We start from the raw sequence: 19,096 nt of genomic DNA, 5'->3' as shown, positions 1-19,096 counted from the left end.
TCCACCCTACGGCAAGTGCCGCCTGTCCTGTTTTAGGGCGGCCTCGATCGGCCGTCCCGGAATTCGGGATCTCATTGACGCCTTTGTAATACGCTTGCTCAGCCATAGTTTGACCGACCCCTGAACGGCAGCTAGAATAGCGGGTTATTTGACTGTGGGGTAATATGCGTCCCAAGCTCGTCGTAGGTAACTGGAAGATGAATGGCAGCCGCGCGAACAATGCGTCGCTGCTCGCTGGAATCGTCGCTGGACTCGAAGGCGCGAAGGCGGCCTGCGCGGTCTGCGTTCCCGCTCCCTATCTGCAGCAATGTGCCGACACCCTTGCCGGCACGCCCCTCGCATGGGGTGCGCAGGATGTGTCGAAGCACGCCAGCGGTGCCTATACGGGCGAAGTCGCCGCGTCGATGCTGGTCGATTTCGCTTGCCGCTACGTCATCGTCGGCCACTCGGAACGCCGCGCCTACCATGGCGAGAGCGATCAATTGGTGGCGCAGAAGGCGCTTGCAGCCCTCGAAGCCGGCCTGACCCCGATCGTGTGCGTCGGCGAAACCCTGGAAGAGCGCGAAGCAGGCCAGACTACCGCCGTCGTCAATCGCCAGCTGTCGGCAGTGCTCGAACTGCTTGACGAAGCGTCTGTCGCGCGTATCGTGGTGGCCTACGAACCCGTATGGGCGATCGGCACCGGCAAGACGGCCACGCCGGCCATGGCCCAGGAAGTGCATGCGCAACTGCGCGCCCAGCTGCGCCAGCGCAGCGAGGCGGCGGCGCAGGTCGCGATCCTGTACGGCGGCAGCATGAAGCCGGAGAACGCGGCCGAACTGATGGCGCAAGCCGACATCGACGGCGGCCTGATCGGCGGCGCCGCGCTGAAGGCGGCGGATTTCCTGGCGATCGTCAACGCTGCCTGAAGCATGACCCGAGGCGCCACCCAAGGTGCCGCCTGAAAAGAATTTGCAACGTAGTACAACTTGGAATGGAACTGGTATGAACGTGTTGTTCAATCTCGTAGTGATCGTGCAGGTCATCTCCGCCCTGGCCATCATCGGCCTGGTGCTGCTGCAGCATGGCAAGGGCGCCGACATGGGTGCCGCTTTCGGCTCCGGTGCATCGGGCAGCCTGTTCGGCGCCAGCGGTTCGTCGAACTTCCTGTCGAAGTCGACCGCCCTGGCCGCCGCGATCTTCTTCGCGTCGACCCTCGGCCTGGCTTCGATGGCCAACAACCGCACGGGCGCAGCACCGAGCGGCGGCGTGATGGAGCGCATGGCTCAGCCAGGCAATGGCGTGCCGGCACCTGGCGGCGCGAATGTTCCCGCCACGACGGCACCTGCCACGACCGCCCCGTCCCCAACCGCCGGCGTGCCTGTCGCCCCGGCGAGCGAGGTGCCGGCCGCGCCTGCGCAGAGCGCACCGGCGCCAGCTGCTCCGGCAGCTCCGGCTACGCAGCAGTAATTCCAGATGGTTCGTTCGCCCTGGCCTGATGCTGCGCCCGGGGCGAGCGCGCAGTAAGCAATATCGCAGCAAGGTGTGGAAGGCAGGGTGCCTGCAGGAGCACGGACCGCAGGTCGGTTCGCCCCAGCCCCGCCCCGCACCGCAGGCAAAACCGGCCGCAAGGCCGTGGAGTAAACAGGTCGAGCCGCCTCGTTTCCTCCTTGTAGTACCCGGCTGACGCCCTCAACTGGGCGTTTATCCGGTGTTCAAGCCCCTTCCGCCGTGGTTTTGACGGCTGCACGGAAGAAAGTTTGAAAAATTCCCTGTTTTTCCTTGCGACGCCTCAATTTGTGCATTGAAAAAAGGTGCTAAGGCAGGGTAGAATACTGGTCTCCAGCCGACGTGGTGAAATTGGTAGACACGCTATCTTGAGGGGGTAGTGGCGCAAGCTGTGCGAGTTCGAGTCTCGCCGTCGGCACCAAGATACAGAAAAGCCAGCAAGGGCAAACGAGCGATTGCTCTCATGCCTGAGCTGGCTTTTTTACGAGGATCAGTCGTACGGTCCTGGTGGCAGGCCAAGTGCTCCGTGGCGGGTGCTTTACAGCCAGGATTGCGCGATACGGCGCTGCAGGCATGCAGTGGTTTCATTAACCGATCGTTCAAATAGGCTCCATCGTGAACCTCGAAAATTACTTCCCCGTTCTTCTCTTCATCCTGATCGGTGTCGGCGTTGGTGTCGCGCCCCAGGTGCTCGGCTACCTGCTCGGTCCGAATCGCCCTGATGCGGCAAAACTCTCCCCCTACGAATGCGGCTTCGAAGCCTTCGAAGACGCGCGCATGAAGTTCGACGTTCGCTACTATCTCGTGGCGATCCTCTTTATTTTGTTTGATCTGGAAACGGCATTCTTCTTCCCATGGGGCGTCTCGATGCGCGAACTGGGCTGGACCGGTTTCGTGACGATGATGGTGTTCATCGCCGAGTTCGTCGTCGGGTTCTGGTACATCTGGAAGAAAGGTGCCCTTGATTGGGAATAAGCCATGGCTATTCATGAAGGCGTCTTAAACGAAGGTTTCATTACCACCACAGCCGATAAGCTGATCAACTGGGCGCGCACGGGATCGATGTTCCCGATGACGTTTGGCCTGGCCTGTTGCGCGGTCGAGATGATGCATGTGGGCGCAGCCCGCTATGACCTCGACCGCTTTGGCATTGTGTTCCGTCCATCGCCACGCCAGTCCGACGTGATGATCGTGGCCGGCACGCTGTGCAACAAGATGGCACCGGCACTGCGCAAGGTCTACGACCAGATGGCCGAGCCGCGCTGGGTCATCTCGATGGGTTCCTGCGCCAACGGCGGCGGCTACTACCACTACTCGTACTCGGTGGTGCGTGGCTGCGACCGCATCGTGCCGGTCGACGTGTACGTGCCGGGCTGCCCGCCGACCGCCGAAGCCCTGCTGTACGGAATCATGCAGCTGCAGAACAAGATCAAGCGCACCAACACCATCGCGCGTTAACACAGCCGGGTTCACCATGACAACGAAAATCGAAGCCCTCCAACTCGCCCTGGAAAAAGCACTGGGCGAGGGCGCCGCCATTAGCGCGGCGCTTGGCGAAGTGACCGTGGTGGTCAAGGCCGCCGACTATGCGCAAGCGATGCAGACCCTGCGCGACGATCCTTCGCTCGCATTCGAGGAAATGATCGACTTGTGCGGCGTCGACTACTCCCAATATGGGGAAGGTACTTACGACGGCCCGCGCTACGCGGTCGTCGTGCACCTGCTGTCGCTGGCCAATAACTGGCGCGTGCGCGTGCGTACTTTCTGCCCGGACGACGACATGCCCCTGATCGCATCGATCACCGGCATCTGGCGTGCCGCCAACTGGTACGAGCGCGAAGCGTTCGACCTGTTCGGCATCCTGTTCGACGGTCACGGCGACCTGCGCCGCATCCTGACCGACTATGGCTTCATCGGCCACCCGTTCCGCAAGGACTTCCCGATCTCGGGTTACGTCGAAATGCGCTACGACCCCGAGCAGAAGCGCGTGATCTACCAACCCGTGACGATCGAGCCGCGTGAGAACATCCCGCGCGTGATCCGCGAAGAAACCTACGGGATGAAATAATGGCTGAGCTTAAGAATTACACCCTGAACTTTGGTCCGCAGCACCCGGCAGCGCACGGCGTGCTGCGCCTGGTCCTGGAACTGGACGGCGAAGTGATCCAGCGTGCCGACCCGCACATTGGCCTGCTGCACCGCGGCACCGAGAAACTGGCCGAGACCCGTACCTACCTGCAGTCCGTGCCCTACATGGACCGCCTCGACTACGTGTCGATGATGTGCAACGAGCACGGCTATGTGCTGGCGGTGGAAAAGCTGCTGGGCATCGAAGCACCGCTGCGCGCCCAGTACATCCGCGTCATGTTCGACGAGATCACCCGTTTGCTGAACCACCTGATGTGGCTGGGCGCGCACGCGCTCGACATCGGTGCGATGGGCCCGTTCCTGTACGCCTTCCGCGACCGCGAAGACCTGTTCGACGTCTACGAAGCTGTTTCGGGTGCACGCATGCACGCGGCATACTATCGCCCGGGCGGCGTGTATCGCGACCTGCCGGACTTCATGCCGAAGCACAAGGAATCGATCATTCGCAGCAAGAAGGCGATCGACCAGCTCAACGAAGACCGCCAGGGTTCGGTGCTCGACTTCATCGAGTCCTTCACCAAGCGCTTCGACGGCTATGTCGACGAATACGAGACCCTGCTGACCGATAACCGTATCTGGAAGCAGCGTACCGTCGGCATCGGCGTGGTGTCGCCGGAAGACGCGAAAGCCATGGGCTTCACCGGCGCCATGCTGCGCGGTTCGGGCGTGGCCTGGGACCTGCGCAAGACCCAGCCGTACGCAGTCTACGACCGCCTCGACTTCGATATCCCGGTCGGCACCAACGGCGACTCCTACGACCGCTACCTGGTCCGCGTGGAAGAGATGCGCCAGTCGAACCGCATCATCAAGCAGTGCGTGACCTGGCTGCGTGCGAACCAGGGCCCGGTGATGATCGACAACTACAAGATCGTCCCGCCTGCGCGCGAAGACATGAAGTCGAACATGGAATCGCTGATCCACCACTTCAAGCTGTTTACCGAAGGCTTCCACGTGCCCGAAGGCGAGGCGTATGCCGCCATCGAGCACCCGAAGGGCGAGTTCGGCATCTACATCGTCTCCGACGGCGCCAACAAGCCCTACCGCCTGAAGATCCGCACGCCCGACTATGCGCACCTGCAGAGCCTGGACGAGATGGCACGCGGCCACATGATCGCCGACGCCGTCACGATCATCGGTACCCAGGACATCGTGTTCGGCTCTATTGACCGATAAAGCTCAAAGGCAGAAAAGATTATGTTGTTATCCGAGCAGTGCTATAAAAAAATCGATCGCGAGCTGGCCAAGTACCCGGCCGACCAGCGCCAGAGCGCCGTGATGGCCGCGCTGGCCCACGCCCAGGTCGAACTGGGCTGGCTGTCGCCCGAAACCATGCAGGAAGTCGCCGACTACATCGGCATGCCGGCGATCGCCGTGCAGGAAGTGGCGACCTTCTACAACATGTACAACATCCGCCCGGTCGGCAAGCACAAGATCACCGTGTGCACCAACCTGCCGTGCGCCCTGTCCGGTGGCGAGCGCGCCGCCAAGCACCTGAAGGACAAGCTCGGCGTCGAGTTCCGCAGCACCACCGAAGACGGCCAGTTTACCGTCCTCGAGGGCGAGTGCATGGGCGCCTGCGGCGATGCGCCGGTCATGCTGGTGAATAACCACCGCATGTGCTCGTTCATGAGCAACGAGAAGATCGACGCCCTGGTGGATGAATTGAAGGAACAGAAGCAATGACCAGCCTGCATGACCGTCACATCAATCCGCTGATCCTGAAGGATCTGAACGGCGACAACTGGCGTCTCGACGATTACGTGAAGCGCGGCGGCTACTCGGCCCTGCGCCGTATCCTCGAAGGCGGCATCACCCAGGAACAGGTCATTGCCGACCTGAAGGCCTCGGGCCTGCGCGGCCGCGGCGGCGCCGGTTTCCCGACCGGCCTGAAGTGGAGCTTCATGCCGCGCCAGTTCCCGGGCCAGAAATACCTCGTCTGCAATACCGACGAAGGCGAGCCGGGCACGTTCAAGGACCGCGACATCATCCGTTATAACCCCCATGCGCTGATCGAAGGCATGGCCATCGGCGCCTACGCGATGGGCATCACCGTGGGCTACAACTACATCCACGGCGAGATCTTCCAGGAATACCTGCGTTTCGAAGAAGCGCTGGAAGAGGCGCGTGCCGCCGGCTTCCTGGGCGATAACATCATGGGTTCGACCTTCAGCTTCCAGCTGCACGCCGCCCACGGTTACGGCGCCTACATCTGCGGCGAAGAAACCGCGCTGCTGGAGTCGCTCGAGGGTAAAAAAGGCCAGCCGCGCTTCAAGCCGCCGTTCCCGGCCTCGTTCGGCCTGTACGGCAAGCCGACCACGATCAACAACACCGAGACCTTCGCCGCCGTGCCGTTCATCATGAACGTCGGCCCGGAGAACTACATGGGCATGGGCAAGCCGAACAACGGCGGCACCAAGATCTTCTCGATCTCGGGCGACGTCGAGCGTCCAGGCAACTACGAGATCCCGCTGGGCACGCCGTTCGCCAAGCTGCTCGAGCTGGCCGGCGGCATGCGCGGCGGCAAGAAGATCAAGGCCGTGATTCCAGGCGGTTCGTCGGCACCGGTGATTCGTGGCGAAGTCATGATGGAAACCGACATGGACTATGATTCGATCGCGAAAGCGGGCTCGATGCTCGGTTCCGGCGCCGTCATCGTCATGGACGAGACCCGCTGCATGGTCAAGTCGCTGCTGCGCCTGTCCTATTTCTATTACGAAGAGTCCTGCGGCCAGTGCACGCCCTGCCGCGAAGGCACCGGCTGGCTGTACCGCATGGTGCACCGTATCGAAAACGGACAAGGCCGTCCGGAAGACATCGAACTCCTGAACAATGTGGCGTTCAACATCAAGGGCCGTACCATTTGCGCGCTCGGCGAAGCCGCCGCGATGCCTGTGGAAGCCATGATCAAGAACTTCCGTGAGGAATTCATTCATCACATCGAGCACAAGCAATGCCTCGTGCCCACCTACCTTTAAGCCCCGTCAGGTAACGATCAAATGGTTGAAATTGAATTAGACGGCAAGAAAGTCGAAGTCGCACCAGGTTCCATGGTGATGGACGCCGCAAACAAACTCGGGACCTATATCCCGCACTTCTGCTATCACAAGAAATTGTCGATCGCAGCGAACTGCCGTATGTGCCTGGTCGAGGTCGAGAAGGCACCGAAGCCGATGCCTGCCTGCGCCACGCCAGTCTCGCCCGGCATGATCGTGCGCACCCACAGCGACAAGGCCGTGCAGGCGCAGAAGTCGGTGATGGAATTCCTCCTGATTAACCACCCGCTGGACTGCCCGATCTGCGACCAGGGCGGCGAATGCCAGCTGCAGGATCTGGCCGTCGGCTACGGCAAGGGCAACTCGCGCTACCAGGAAGAAAAGCGCGTCGTCACCCCGAAGGAAGCCGGTCCGCTGATCTCGATGGAAGAGATGGCCCGCTGCATCCAGTGCACCCGTTGCGTGCGTTTCGGCCAGGAAGTGGCCGGCGTCATGGAATTCGGCATGGTCGGCCGCGGCGAGCATTCGGAAATCACTACTTTTGTGGGCAAGACCGTCGACTCTGAAGTGTCGGGCAACATGATCGACCTGTGCCCGGTCGGCGCGCTGACGAGTAAACCTTTCCGCTTCTCGGCACGTCCATGGGAACTGCAGCGCCGCAAGTCGATTTCCCCGCACGACTCGCTCGGTACCAACCTGATCGTCCAGGTCAAGGGCGGTAAAGTGATGCGCGTGCTGCCGCTGGAAAACGAAAAGATCAACGAGTGCTGGCTGTCCGACAAGGACCGCTTCTCGTACGAAGCGCTGGACAATGCCGACCGCCTGATCAACCCGATGATCAAGCAGGGCGGACAGTGGCAGGAAACCGACTGGCAGACGGCGCTGGAATACGTCGCCCACGGCCTGCGCAACATCCGCCATGAACACGGCGCCGACAGCATCGCCGCGGTCGCCACCGCGCACTCGACCGTCGAAGAACTGCACCTGCTGAACAAGGCCATGCGCGGCTTCGGCGTCAATGCCGTCGACTTCCGCCTGCGCCAGAGCGATTTCGCCCTGGACGGCCAGGTCACCCCATGGCTGGGCATGCCGATCGCCGAACTGTCGAACCTGAAGCGCGTGCTGGTCATCGGTTCCTTCCTGCGCAAGGATCACCCGCTGGTCGCGACCCGCCTGCGCCAGGCAGTCAAGGGCGGCGCCAAGCTGTCGATCCTGCATGGTTCGGACGAGGACAACCTGATCCCGACCGCCGCGAAAATGATCGCCGCGCCGACCGACTGGCTCGCTGCGCTGTCGGAAATCGTCTCGGCTGTCGCCGCTGCGAAAGAGGTCCAGGCCCCTGCCGGCTTCGAGAACGTGCAGGCCGGCGACGTGGCGAAAGCCATCGCCGCTTCGCTGGTTGCCGTGGGTAGCGAGCTGCCGGGCGCCGTGCTGCTGGGTAACGCCGCCACGCACCACCCGCAAGCCTCGCAAATCCACGCCGCCGCGCAATGGATCGCCAACGCCGTCGGCGCCAGCTTCGGTTCCTTCGTCGAAGCGGCCAATACCGTCGGCGGCTACCTGGTCGGTGCCACCACCAGCCAGAACCTGTTCGCCACGCCGAAGAAAGCCTTCGTGCTGCTGAACGCCGAGCCGGAACTCGACGCCGCCAACCCGCAGCAGGCCCTGGGCGCACTGCAGGGCGCCGAGATGGTCGTGGCCATGTCGCCGTTCAAGCACGGCATGGACTATGCCGACGTGCTGCTGCCGATCTCGCCGTTCACCGAGACCGCCGGTACGTTTGTGAACTGCGAAGGCCGTGCACAGAGCTTCAACGGCACCGTCAAGCCGCTGGGCGAAACCCGTCCGGCCTGGAAAGTGCTGCGCGTGCTGGGCAACCTGCTCGGCCTCTCGGGCTTCGAGTTCGACACCGCCGAATCGATCCGCGACGAAGCGCTGGGCAAAGGTGTAACGGACCATTCGGCCAAGCTGAACAACGTGGCCAAGCTGGCGCCGCAAGCTGCTGCACGCTCTGAAGAGCAGGGCAGCCTGCAACGCCTCGCCGACGTGCCGATCTATTTCGCCGACGCCATCGCGCGCCGCTCGGAACCGCTGCTGCGTACGGCCGACGGCCAGCAGCCGCTGGCACGCCTGCCGCGCGCCCTGGCCGAACGCCTCGGCGTGAAAGCCGGCGACGTCGTCAAGGTCACGCAAGGCAATGGCAGCGCGCTGCTGGTCGCCGACATCGACGCTAGATTGCCGGCGAACGTCGTGCGCGTGGCCGCCGCCCATCCGGCAACCGCAAGTCTGGGCGCGATGTTCGGCGCCATCCAAGTTGAAAAAGCAGGGGAGGGCAACTAATGGCAACGCCCGGTTATATCGATAGTTTCTACGAGTTCGGCGCGTCCAGCCCGATCGCGCCGGTCTGGCCAGTCATCTGGACCGTGATCAAGATCCTGTGCGTGCTTCTGCCGCTGATGGGCCTGGTCGCCTACGCCACCCTGTGGGAACGTAAACTCATCGGCTGGATCCAGATCCGCGTCGGCCCGAACCGCGTGGGTCCGGCCGGCCTGCTGCAGCCGATCGCCGACGCGCTCAAGCTGCTGCTGAAAGAGATCGTGATCCCGGCGAAAGCCACCACCAAGCTCTTCGTGCTGGGCCCGATCATGACGATCATGCCGGCACTGGCCGCCTGGTCGGTCGTGCCTTTCGGCCCGGGTGCGGCGCTGGCCAACGTCAACGCCGGTTTGCTGCTGCTGCTGGCGATCACCTCGATCGAGGTGTACGGCATCATCATCGCCGGCTGGTCCTCGAACTCGAAGTACGCCTTCATGGGCGCAATGCGCGCCTCGGCCCAGATGATTTCGTATGAAATCCCGATGGGCTTCGTGATGGTCGTCGTGCTGATGGTGTCGGGTTCGCTGAACTTCTCGGACATCGTCGCCGGCCAGGCCGTCGGCATGGCTGCCAGCCATGGCCTGAACCTGTTCTCGTGGAACTGGCTGCCATTGCTGCCGCTGTTCGCGATCTACTTCATCTCGGGCCTGGCGGAATGCAACCGCCACCCCTTCGACGTGGTGGAAGGCGAGTCGGAAATCGTCGCCGGCCACATGGTGGAATACTCGGGCATGTCCTACGCGATGTTCATGCTGGCCGAATACGCCAACATGATCCTGATCTCCACCCTGGCATCGATCATGTTCCTCGGCGGCTGGCACGCACCGTTCTCCTTCCTGGAATTCGGCGGCGCATTCGGCGGCTTCTTCTGGCTGTTCCTGAAGATGTTCCTGCTCGTTTCGCTGATGATCTGGGTCCGCGGCACCTTCCCGCGTTACCGCTATGACCAGATCATGCGCCTGGGCTGGAAAGTCTTCATCCCGGTGACCCTGGTCTGGCTGGTGCTCGTCGCTGGCGTCATGCAGACGTCCTGGAATATTTGGAAGTAAGGAAGCGCATTCAATGAACCGAATCAAGGAAATCCTCGGCAGCCTGATGCTGACCGAGCTGTTCAAGGGGCTGGCGCTGACGGGCCGCTATGCGCTGTCGCGCAAGATCACGGTGCAGTATCCGGAAGAGAAGACGCCGATCTCCAACCGTTTCCGCGGCCTGCACGCGCTGCGCCGCTACCCGAACGGGGAAGAGCGCTGCATCGCCTGCAAGCTGTGCGAAGCGGTGTGCCCGGCCATGGCCATCACGATCGAGTCGGCGCAGCGCGAGGACGGCACCCGCCGCACCACGCGCTATGACATCGACCTGACCAAGTGCATCTTCTGCGGCTTCTGCGAAGAGTCGTGCCCGGTCGACTCGATCGTCGAGACCCACGTGCTGGAATACCACGGCGAAAAGCGTGGCGATCTCTACTACACGAAAGAGATGCTGCTGGCCGTGGGCGACCGCTACGAAGCCGACATCGCCGCCGCCCGTGCGGCCGATGCGAAGTACCGGTAATCGGCAATAACAAGAAAAGGTCCCTGTCAGTCATGGAATTTACAACTGGATTGTTCTACGTCTTCGCGGCCATCATGGTGCTGTCCGCGCTGCGCGTCATCACCGCCAAGAACCCGGTCCACGCCGCGCTGTTCCTGGTGCTCGCGTTCTTCAACGCGGCCGGCATCTGGCTGCTGCTGAAGGCCGAGTTCCTCGCCATCGTGCTGGTGCTGGTCTATGTCGGCGCCGTCATGGTGCTGTTCCTCTTCGTCGTCATGATGCTCGACATTAACGTCGACCGCATGCGCGAAGGCTTCCTCGGCTACCTGCCGATGGCCCTCCTGATCGGCGCCATCGTCGTCATCGAAATGGCCCTGGTGCTGTGGAATGGCTACGGCAACTTCGCCCAGACGCCGGAAGCGGCCGCGCTGAACATCGGCGGTACGCGCGAACTCGGCCGCCTGATCTACACCAGGTACATCTACGGCTTCGAAATCGCCGCCGTGATCCTGCTGGTGGCCATCATCGCCGCCGTTGCACTGACCTTGCGCAAGCGTAAGGACAGCAAGGCGATCGATCCGGGCGCCGCCGTGCGCGTGAAGCGTAACGACCGCCTGCGCATCGTCAAGATGGCAGCGGTGAGCGCAGCCGGCCATGACGCCAACAGCGCATCAAGCCTGCAGGACACGAAGGAGACCCCATGACTTTATCGCTCGCACACTACCTGGTCCTGGGCGCGATCCTCTTCGCGATCTCGATCGTCGGTATCTTCCTGAACCGGAAGAACATCATCATCCTGCTGATGGCCATCGAACTGATGCTGCTGGCAGTGAACCTGAACTTCATCGCCTTCTCGCATTACCTGGGCGACGCGGCAGGGCAGATCTTCGTGTTCTTCATCCTGACCGTCGCGGCCGCCGAATCGGCGATCGGCCTGGCGATCCTGGTGGTTCTGTTCCGTAATCTGGACACGATCAACGTGGAAGACCTCGATACCCTCAAGGGTTGATGGTCTCGGCTATAAATAAAAAGGGTTAAAGATTATTATGGCGGAGCAGCTCTCTTCCTCACTCTTACTGGCGGTGCCCCTGGCGCCGCTGGCAGGCTCGGCGATTGCCGGCCTGCTCGGTACCAAGTTCCTGGGTAACGTCGTCGGCCGCAAGGTGTCGCATACCGCGACCATTCTCGGCGTGGCGATCGCCATGGTCATCTCGATCATGACCCTGATGAAGGTCCTGGACGGCGCCACCTTCAACGAAGACATCTATACCTGGATGCAGGTCGGCACGGTGAAACTGGCCGTCGGCTTCCAGATCGATGCGCTGTCGGCGATGATGATGTGCGTGGTCACCTCGGTGTCGCTGATGGTCCACATCTACACGATCGGCTACATGGCCGAGGACGAAGGCTACAACCGCTTCTTCTCGTACATCTCGCTGTTCACCTTCTCGATGCTGATGCTGGTCATGTCGAACAACTTCCTGCAGCTGTTCTTCGGCTGGGAGGCGGTGGGCCTGGTGTCGTATCTCCTGATCGGCTTCTGGTACACCCGTCCGACCGCGATCTTCGCCAACATGAAGGCCTTCCTGGTCAACCGCGTCGGCGACTTCGGCTTCATCCTCGGCATCGGCCTGCTGCTGGCCGCATCCGGCACCATGCACTACGGCGAAACCTTTGCGCAAGCTGACAAGCTGGTCGGCATGACGGTGCCGGGCATCGGCTGGCCGCTGCTGACCGCCGCCTGCATCTGCCTGTTCATCGGCGCGATGGGCAAGTCGGCGCAGTTCCCGCTGCACGTCTGGCTGCCTGACTCGATGGAAGGCCCGACCCCGATCTCGGCACTGATCCACGCCGCGACCATGGTTACCGCCGGCATCTTCATGGTGTCGCGCATGTCGCCGCTGTTCGAACTGTCGGACACCGCGCTGTCCTTCGTCATGGTCATCGGTGCGATTACCGCGCTGTTCATGGGCTTCCTCGGCATCATCCAGAACGACATCAAGCGCGTCGTCGCTTACTCGACCCTGTCGCAGCTGGGCTACATGACCGTCGCGCTGGGCGCCTCGGCCTATTCGGTCGCCGTCTTCCACCTGATGACCCACGCGTTCTTCAAGGCACTGCTGTTCCTGGGCGCCGGTTCCGTCATCATCGGCATGCACCACGACCAGGACATGCGCAACATGGGCGGCCTGCGCAAGTACATGAAGATCACCTGGCTGACCTCGCTGGCCGGCTCGCTGGCCCTGATCGGCACGCCGTTCTTCTCGGGCTTCTACTCGAAGGATTCGATCATCGAAGCGGTGCACGCGTCGAACCTGCCGGGGTCAAGCTTTGCCTACTTCGCGGTCGTGGCCGGCGTGTTCATCACCGCCTTCTACTCCTTCCGCATGTATTTCCTGGTCTTCCACGGGAAAGAGCGTTTCGGCCAGGCCCACGCCCACGATGCGCACCCGCACGATGACCACAAGCAGGCCGTCGCTGCCGGCCACGAGCACGACGACCCGCTGGCTGCCCATGACTCGGACGCGCACCACGAGGAAGACTCGCATGGTGACCACCACCACGGCCTGGCACCTGGCCAGAAGCCGCACGAGTCGCCATGGGTCGTGACCCTGCCGCTGGTTCTGCTGGCGATCCCGTCGGTGCTGATCGGCTACTTCACCATCGAGCCGATGCTGCATGGCGAGTTCTTCAAGAACGTGATCTTCGTCGGCGAAAACCACACGGCGATGGAAGCGCTGCGCGAAGAATTCCACCACCTGCATAACGCGGCCGGCATGGGTGCCCACGGCTTCCTGACCCTGCCGTTCGGCCTGGCAGCGCTCGGCGTGATCTGCGCCTACGTCTGCTACATGCTGAAACCGTCGATTCCGGCCTGGTTCTACCGCCACTTCAAGTTCCTGCACACCCTGCTGGACAACAAGTACTACATGGACAAGTTCAACCAGGCGGTGTTCGCCGGCGGCGCGCGCGCCCTCGGTGGCGGCCTGTGGAAGGTGGGCGACCGTGCGCTGATCGACGGCCTGCTGGTCAACGGCAGCGCCAAGGTGGTCGGCTGGTTCTCGCTGCTGACCCGTACTTTCCAGACCGGTTACATCTATCACTACGCGTTCGTGATGATCGTGGGCGTCATGGCGACCCTGCTGTACTTCTTCCCGTTCTGGCGCTAATCACAGGCAAAGAAAAAGACAAATGATGCAGTCAACTATTCCTTACCTGAGCCTGGCGATCTGGCTCCCGATCCTCTTCGGCGTGCTCGTGCTCGCCGTCGGCCGCGACAGGAATGCGGGTTTTGTCCGCATGCTGTCGCTGTTTGGCGCCGTCGTCAGCCTGCTGCCGACGATTCCGCTGATCATGAACTTCGACAGCGCGGCCCACGGCATGCAGTTCGCCGAAACCGCGCCGTGGATCGAGCGTTTCAACATCTTCTACCGCCTCGGCGTCGATGGCCTGTCGCTGTGGTTCGTGCCGCTGACCGCTTTTATTACGGTCATCGTCGTGCTGGCCGCCTGGGAAGTCATCCAGGACCGCGTCGCGCAGTACATGGGTTCCTTCCTGCTGCTGTCGGGCCTGATGATCGGCGTGTTCGCCGCGCTCGACGGCGTGCTGTTCTACTTCTTCTTCGAAGCGACCCTGATCCCGATGTTCATCATCATCGGCGTCTTCGGTGGCCCGAACCGCGTGTATGCGGCATTCAAGTTCTTCCTGTACACGTTCTTCGGCTCGCTGCTGACCCTGATCGCGATCATCTACCTGTACAACGTGTCGGGCACCTTCGACATCCAGCAATGGCACGTCCAGCCGCTGGGCATGAAGGAACAGATCCTGATCTTCATCGCCTTCTTCATGGCCTTCGCCGTGAAAGTGCCGATGTGGCCGGTGCACACCTGGCTGCCGGATGCCCACGTGGAAGCGCCGACCGGCGGCTCCGTCGTGCTGGCCGCGATCATGCTGAAACTCGGTGCCTACGGTTTCCTGCGGTTCTCGCTGCCGATCGCCCCGGACGCCTCGCACTACCTGGCGCCGGTCGTCATCGTGCTCTCCTTGATCGCCGTGATCTACATCGGCCTCGTGGCCCTGGTCCAGAAGGACATGAAGAAGCTGGTGGCCTATTCGTCGATCGCCCACATGGGTTTTGTTACCCTGGGTTTCTTCATCTTCAACGAGATGGGCGTGCAGGGCGGCCTGATGCAGTCGATCTCGCACGGCTTCGTGTCGGGCGCGATGTTCCTCTGCATCGGCGTGCTGTACGACCGCATGCACTCGCGTGAAATCGCCGACTACGGCGGCGTCGTCAACACGATGCCGAAGTTCGCCGCCTTTGCCGTGCTGTTCTCGATGGCCAATGCCGGCCTGCCGGCCACTTCCGGCTTCATCGGCGAGTTCATGGTCATCCTGGGCGCCGTGCAGTTCAACTTCTGGACCGGCCTGGCAGCCGGTACCGCCCTGATCCTGGGCGCCGCCTACTCGCTGTGGATGGTCAAGCGTGTCGTGTTCGGTCCGATCGGTAACAAGCACGTTGCCGAACTGGTCGACCTGAACCGCCGCGAGTTCGCGATCCTGGCCGTGCTGGCGATTGCCACCCTGTACATGGGCCTGTACCCGGCGCCAATCGCCGAGACGCTGCAGACCTCGGTGGCCGACCTGCTGCAACACGTGTCCGTCAGCAAGCTGCCGCAGCTGCCTCAATAATTTGAAATAGACGCCATGAACAACACTTTGCTACCGGCCGTCGACACCAACCTGGTGCCGGTGTACGCCGAAATCTTCCTGCTGATCGCGACTTCCGCGATCCTGTTGATCGACATGTACCTGAAGGGGGCGCGCCGCAACGTCACCTATTACCTGTCGCTGCTGACCCTGGTCGGCTGCGCGGTCATCACCATGGCCGACTTCACCTCGGGCGCGACCGTGTACACCTTCAATGGCATGTACGTGTCGGACCCGATGTCGAACCTGCTCAAGCTGTTCACCTACCTGGCCGTCGGCCTGACGCTGGTGTATTCGCGCCAGTACGCCGGTGAGCGGGGCATGCTGTCCGGTAACCTGGGCGGCGAGTTCTATGTGATCGCACTGCTGGCCACGCTCGGCCAGATGATCATGATCTCGGGTAACAGCACGCTGTCGGTCTACCTGGGCCTGGAACTGATGTCGCTCTCGCTGTATGCCCTGGTAGCCCTGCGCCGCGACCACGCGGTCTCGACCGAAGCGGCGATGAAGTACTTCATCCTCGGTTCGCTGGCTTCGGGCTTCATGCTCTACGGTATCTCGATGATCTACGGCGCCACCGGCGCGCTGAACATCCCGGAGATCGCCGCCCGCGCGGCCACCCTTGGCGCGAACGACACCATCCTCACCTTCGGCCTGGTCTTCCTCGTCGCCGGTATCGCCTTCAAGCTGGGTGCCGCACCCTTCCACATGTGGGCGCCGGACGTCTACCAGGGTTCGCCGACGGCCGTGACCCTGCTGCTGGGTGGCGCGCCGAAGCTGGCGGCCTTCGCCATCGTCATGCGCCTGCTGGTCGAAGCGATGCCCGGCATGGCCAAGGACTGGCAGCAGATGCTGATGGTGCTGGCCGTGCTGTCGCTGGCGATCGGCAACCTGACCGCGATCGCCCAGACCAACCTCAAGCGCATGCTGGCCTATTCGACCATCGCCCAGATGGGCTTTGTCCTGCTGGGCATGATGGCCGGCGTGGTCGGCACCGACACCAGCAACATGCCGGCGGCGTATTCGTCGGCCATGTACGCGTCGATCACCTACGTGCTCACCACCCTGGGCAGCTTCGGCATGATCATGATGCTGGCGCGTTCGGGCTTCGAAGCCGAGCAGATCGCCGACTTCAAGGGCCTGGGCCGCCGCGCACCGTGGTTCGCGGTCGTGATGACGGTATTGATGTTCTCGCTGGCAGGCGTGCCGCCGATGATGGGCTTCATGGCCAAGTGGGCCGTGCTGCAGGCCGTCGCCAACACCGGCATGGTCTGGCTGGCCGTGGTGGCCGTGCTGTTCTCGCTGATCGGCGCCTTCTACTACCTGCGCGTCGTCAAGACGATGTGGTTCGACGAAGCGGCGGATACGAGCCCGATCCATGCGCCGACCGACATGCGCGTGGCGCTGTCGATCAACGGCATCATGATCGTCGTGCTGGGCCTGGTCCCGGGCGCGCTGCTCGGCGCCTGCCTGCAGGCGATCAAGCTGACGCTGGCTTCGTAAGCGGTGGATCTCTCGCTTGCCAGCTGGCTGGTCATCGCCGTCGCGCTCGCGGCGGCGAACCTGCCGTTCGCAAGCGAGCGCGTGTTCGGCTTCATTCACCTGAAGCCAGCGCAGACCGGGCAGGAGCGCACGAAACCTTTCCTCGCGCGCCTGCTCGAGCTCCTTGTTCTATACTTCCTCGTCGGCGCACTGGCCTGGCTGCTCGAATCCCGCATCGGCAACGTGTTTGCCCAGCGCTGGGAGTTCTATGCGGTGACAAGCTGCCTGTTCGTCGTGCTGGCGTTTCCGGGCTTCGTTTTCCAATACCTGCGTAAGCGCCACTGATTGTTCCGATCAACGCTTTACCCAGGAGTCGAATGGATTCGAATCTGAAGGAAATCCGCCTGGACGGCGAGGTTGCCTATGACGGCAAGTTCTTGAAAGTCTCGCGCGACCGCATCCAGCTGCCTGACGGCAAAATCACCCACCGCGAATACATCCGCCATCCGGGTGCCGTCGTGATCCTGCCGCTCTTCGACGACGGCCGCGTGCTGCTCGAGCGCCAGTTCCGCTATCCGAACGACCGCGTCTTCATCGAGTTCCCGGCCGGGAAGATCGATCCGGGCGAGGAACACCTCGCCTGCGCCAAACGCGAGCTGGAAGAAGAAACCGGCTACAGCGCCAGCCGCTGGGATTTCGTCTGCACCATCCACAACGCGATTGCCTACTCGGACGAGCACCTGGAAATCTTCCTCGCGCGCGGCCTGACGGCGGGCACGCCCAAGCTCGACGAGGGCGAATTCCTCGAAACCTTCACCGTCACCGTCCCCGAGCTGCTGGACATGGTCAAGCGCGGCGAGATTACCGACGTGAAAACCATCATCGGCGCCTTCTGGCTCGACAAGATCACGGGCGGGACCTGGTCGCCCGCCTGAGAATGAAAGCCGTGCGGGTGTCGGCCTGCGCGCTGGCCTGCATGATGGCGGCCACGGGCGCACAGGCACGCACCGCCTTCCAGGCGCGCTGCGAGGACAGCATCGGCACCGGCGTGGCCGCACTGTCCTCGCAGCAAAACGGCTACCGCGTCGACAACAGCTATTCCTTCCATGGCCTTTCCCGCCTGAAGGGCGACCGTGCGCCCGGCAGCTATGTGCTGGGCCTGACGCGCACCGAGTCGCGCGTGAACATCGGCATCCGCGGGCGCATGCTGCGCGACCCGCTGAGCGGCTACGAATGCGTCATGCCCCAGCTCGATGTCAAGCTGGTCTACCCCCAGATCGTCATCTACGTCGGGCGCGAGTTCGCGCCGGGCAGCTGCGCCTACCGCGAAATCCTGGCGCACGAGATGCGCCACCTCGACACCTACCTGCGCTTCCTGCCCAGCGCTGAAAAGACGGTCGGCGACGCGCTGACCCGCCGCTTCGGGGGCAAGCCGCTGTACGCACCCGCCGGCCGCGCCCGCGATTTGTTGCAGCGCGAAATCGACAGCACCTGGATGCCCTTCATCAAGACGGAAATGGGCAAAGTCGAGCGTTTACAGGCGGCAATCGATACCCCGATTGAATACGCGCGTCTCGGCAAAGTTTGCGCAGGTGAGGTACAGTCTCTTATCAGACCGGCAAAACCGAACAAGAGCACACGCACAAAAACATGAATCCTCAAGCACCACGGTATTTCGCCCTCATTCCCGCAGCCGGCGTCGGAGCACGCATGGCTGCGAGCGGGCCGAAGCAATATTTGAAAATCGGCGGCAAGCCGATGCTGCGCCACGCCATCGACGCCTTCCTCTTCAGCGAACTCATCGCCCATACTTATGTCGTCGTCAGCGCCGACGACCCGGTCATCGACAGTGTCGTGCCCAGCCATGGCGTGACCGTGCTGCGCTGCGGCGGCGCCACCCGCATGGAGACTGTCCGCAACGCCCTCGCGGCCCTGGCTGGCACCCTGCGCGAGAACGACTGGGTGCTGGTGCACGACGCCGCGCGCCCGGGACTGGACGAAGCGCTGATCGAGAAGCTGATCACCAACACGGGCGAACACCCGGTCGGCGGCCTGCTCGCGCTGCCGGTGGTCGACACCGTCAAGCGCAGCATCGCCGGCGAAGTCGGCACCGTCTCGCGCGAAGGGATGTGGCTGGCGCAGACGCCGCAGATGTTCCGCTACAAGCTGCTGCGCGACGCCCTTGACTTTGTGAGCAATGCGGCGCGCGACCCGCGCCAGGTCACCGACGACGCCTCCGCCGTGGAGGCGCTCGGCCTGTCGCCGCAACTGGTCGAAGGCCATCCGCGCAACATGAAGGTGACCTTGCCGGGCGATGTGCGCATCGCCGAAATGTACCTGGCGACCGCCCAACCCGAATTACTGTAACC

The 19,096-nt window shown here is 62.7% G+C and carries 20 protein-coding genes and 1 tRNA gene; all 21 read left to right on the top strand.

What is annotated here, in order from left to right; translation table 11 throughout:
* The first annotated feature begins 164 nt into the window (after positions 1-164).
* The 21 genes from tpiA to ispD all read left to right on the top strand — a co-directional run bounded on the left by tpiA (position 165) and on the right by ispD (position 19,094).
* Positions 165-908, top strand: a complete 744-nt coding sequence (gene tpiA / locus G4G31_RS20290; RefSeq protein ID WP_182989124.1) for a triose-phosphate isomerase — start codon at positions 165-167, stop codon at positions 906-908.
* A 76-nt stretch (positions 909-984) separates the two neighbouring features.
* Entirely contained in the window at positions 985-1,449 is a 465-nt protein-coding gene (secG, locus tag G4G31_RS20285; protein WP_182989123.1) for a preprotein translocase subunit SecG, read from the top strand.
* 375 nt (positions 1,450-1,824) lie between these two features.
* A tRNA-Leu gene (locus G4G31_RS20280) sits at positions 1,825-1,909 on the top strand.
* Positions 1,910-2,103: 194 nt separating this feature from the next.
* Positions 2,104-2,463 carry an NADH-quinone oxidoreductase subunit A gene (locus G4G31_RS20275; RefSeq protein ID WP_182989122.1) on the top strand — a complete coding sequence of 120 codons (360 nt, stop codon included), beginning with the start codon at positions 2,104-2,106 and terminating at the stop codon, positions 2,461-2,463.
* Between the two features lie 3 nt (positions 2,464-2,466).
* Positions 2,467-2,946, top strand: coding sequence for an NADH-quinone oxidoreductase subunit B family protein (locus tag G4G31_RS20270; RefSeq protein ID WP_056333529.1), 480 nt, complete (start codon positions 2,467-2,469; stop codon positions 2,944-2,946).
* A gap of 16 nt (positions 2,947-2,962) precedes the next feature.
* Positions 2,963-3,556: an NADH-quinone oxidoreductase subunit C gene (locus G4G31_RS20265; RefSeq protein WP_182989121.1), complete on the top strand. Its 594-nt coding sequence runs from the start codon at positions 2,963-2,965 to the stop codon at positions 3,554-3,556.
* Positions 3,556-4,809 carry an NADH-quinone oxidoreductase subunit D gene (locus G4G31_RS20260; RefSeq protein WP_182989120.1) on the top strand — a complete coding sequence of 418 codons (1,254 nt, stop codon included), beginning with the start codon at positions 3,556-3,558 and terminating at the stop codon, positions 4,807-4,809. Before G4G31_RS20265 ends, G4G31_RS20260 begins: the two co-directional genes overlap by 1 nt.
* 21 nt (positions 4,810-4,830) lie before the next feature.
* Positions 4,831-5,319 carry an NADH-quinone oxidoreductase subunit NuoE gene (gene nuoE / locus G4G31_RS20255; protein WP_182989119.1) on the top strand — a complete coding sequence of 163 codons (489 nt, stop codon included), beginning with the start codon at positions 4,831-4,833 and terminating at the stop codon, positions 5,317-5,319.
* Positions 5,316-6,611, top strand: coding sequence for an NADH-quinone oxidoreductase subunit NuoF (gene nuoF / locus G4G31_RS20250; protein WP_182989118.1), 1,296 nt, complete (start codon positions 5,316-5,318; stop codon positions 6,609-6,611). Before nuoE ends, nuoF begins: the two co-directional genes overlap by 4 nt.
* Before the next feature lie 21 nt (positions 6,612-6,632).
* Complete coding sequence (gene nuoG, locus G4G31_RS20245) at positions 6,633-8,969, top strand: NADH-quinone oxidoreductase subunit NuoG (RefSeq protein ID WP_182989117.1); 2,337 nt, start codon at positions 6,633-6,635, stop codon at positions 8,967-8,969.
* A complete protein-coding gene (gene nuoH / locus G4G31_RS20240; RefSeq protein ID WP_182989116.1) occupies positions 8,969-10,054 on the top strand; it encodes an NADH-quinone oxidoreductase subunit NuoH in 1,086 nt (361 codons plus the stop codon). The genes nuoG and nuoH overlap by 1 nt, the downstream gene beginning before the upstream one ends.
* 13 nt (positions 10,055-10,067) lie before the next feature.
* Positions 10,068-10,556 (top strand): NADH-quinone oxidoreductase subunit NuoI, encoded by a 489-nt coding sequence (gene nuoI / locus G4G31_RS20235; protein WP_182989115.1) that lies wholly within the window; start codon positions 10,068-10,070, stop codon positions 10,554-10,556.
* 32 nt (positions 10,557-10,588) lie between these two features.
* The gene (locus G4G31_RS20230) at positions 10,589-11,239 is read left to right on the top strand and encodes an NADH-quinone oxidoreductase subunit J (protein ID WP_182989114.1); all 651 of its coding nucleotides are present in this window, start codon (positions 10,589-10,591) and stop codon (positions 11,237-11,239) included.
* Positions 11,236-11,544 carry an NADH-quinone oxidoreductase subunit NuoK gene (nuoK, locus tag G4G31_RS20225; protein ID WP_182989113.1) on the top strand — a complete coding sequence of 103 codons (309 nt, stop codon included), beginning with the start codon at positions 11,236-11,238 and terminating at the stop codon, positions 11,542-11,544. The genes G4G31_RS20230 and nuoK overlap by 4 nt, the downstream gene beginning before the upstream one ends.
* Positions 11,545-11,581: 37 nt before the next feature.
* Complete coding sequence (gene nuoL, locus G4G31_RS20220; RefSeq protein ID WP_182989112.1) at positions 11,582-13,705, top strand: NADH-quinone oxidoreductase subunit L; 2,124 nt, start codon at positions 11,582-11,584, stop codon at positions 13,703-13,705.
* Between the two features lie 22 nt (positions 13,706-13,727).
* A complete protein-coding gene (locus G4G31_RS20215) occupies positions 13,728-15,227 on the top strand; it encodes an NADH-quinone oxidoreductase subunit M (protein ID WP_182989111.1) in 1,500 nt (499 codons plus the stop codon).
* Positions 15,228-15,242: 15 nt separating this feature from the next.
* On the top strand, positions 15,243-16,748 hold the full coding sequence (gene nuoN, locus G4G31_RS20210) for an NADH-quinone oxidoreductase subunit NuoN (RefSeq protein WP_182989110.1): 1,506 nt from the start codon (positions 15,243-15,245) through the stop codon (positions 16,746-16,748).
* 3 nt (positions 16,749-16,751) lie between these two features.
* Positions 16,752-17,072 carry a DUF2818 family protein gene (locus G4G31_RS20205; RefSeq protein ID WP_182989109.1) on the top strand — a complete coding sequence of 107 codons (321 nt, stop codon included), beginning with the start codon at positions 16,752-16,754 and terminating at the stop codon, positions 17,070-17,072.
* Between the two features lie 32 nt (positions 17,073-17,104).
* The gene (locus G4G31_RS20200) at positions 17,105-17,662 is read left to right on the top strand and encodes an NUDIX domain-containing protein (protein WP_182989108.1); all 558 of its coding nucleotides are present in this window, start codon (positions 17,105-17,107) and stop codon (positions 17,660-17,662) included.
* Positions 17,663-17,664: 2 nt separating this feature from the next.
* Positions 17,665-18,381: a hypothetical protein gene (locus G4G31_RS20195; protein ID WP_229425146.1), complete on the top strand. Its 717-nt coding sequence runs from the start codon at positions 17,665-17,667 to the stop codon at positions 18,379-18,381.
* A gap of 56 nt (positions 18,382-18,437) precedes the next feature.
* Positions 18,438-19,094: a 2-C-methyl-D-erythritol 4-phosphate cytidylyltransferase gene (gene ispD, locus G4G31_RS20190; RefSeq protein WP_229425145.1), complete on the top strand. Its 657-nt coding sequence runs from the start codon at positions 18,438-18,440 to the stop codon at positions 19,092-19,094.
* Positions 19,095-19,096: the final 2 nt, after the last annotated feature.

Source organism: Massilia sp. Se16.2.3, assembly GCF_014171595.1.
GTDB lineage: Bacteria > Pseudomonadota > Gammaproteobacteria > Burkholderiales > Burkholderiaceae_D > Telluria.
The sequence above is the reverse complement of the archived record's forward strand: the minus strand, read 5'-3'. Positions and strand labels throughout refer to the sequence as shown.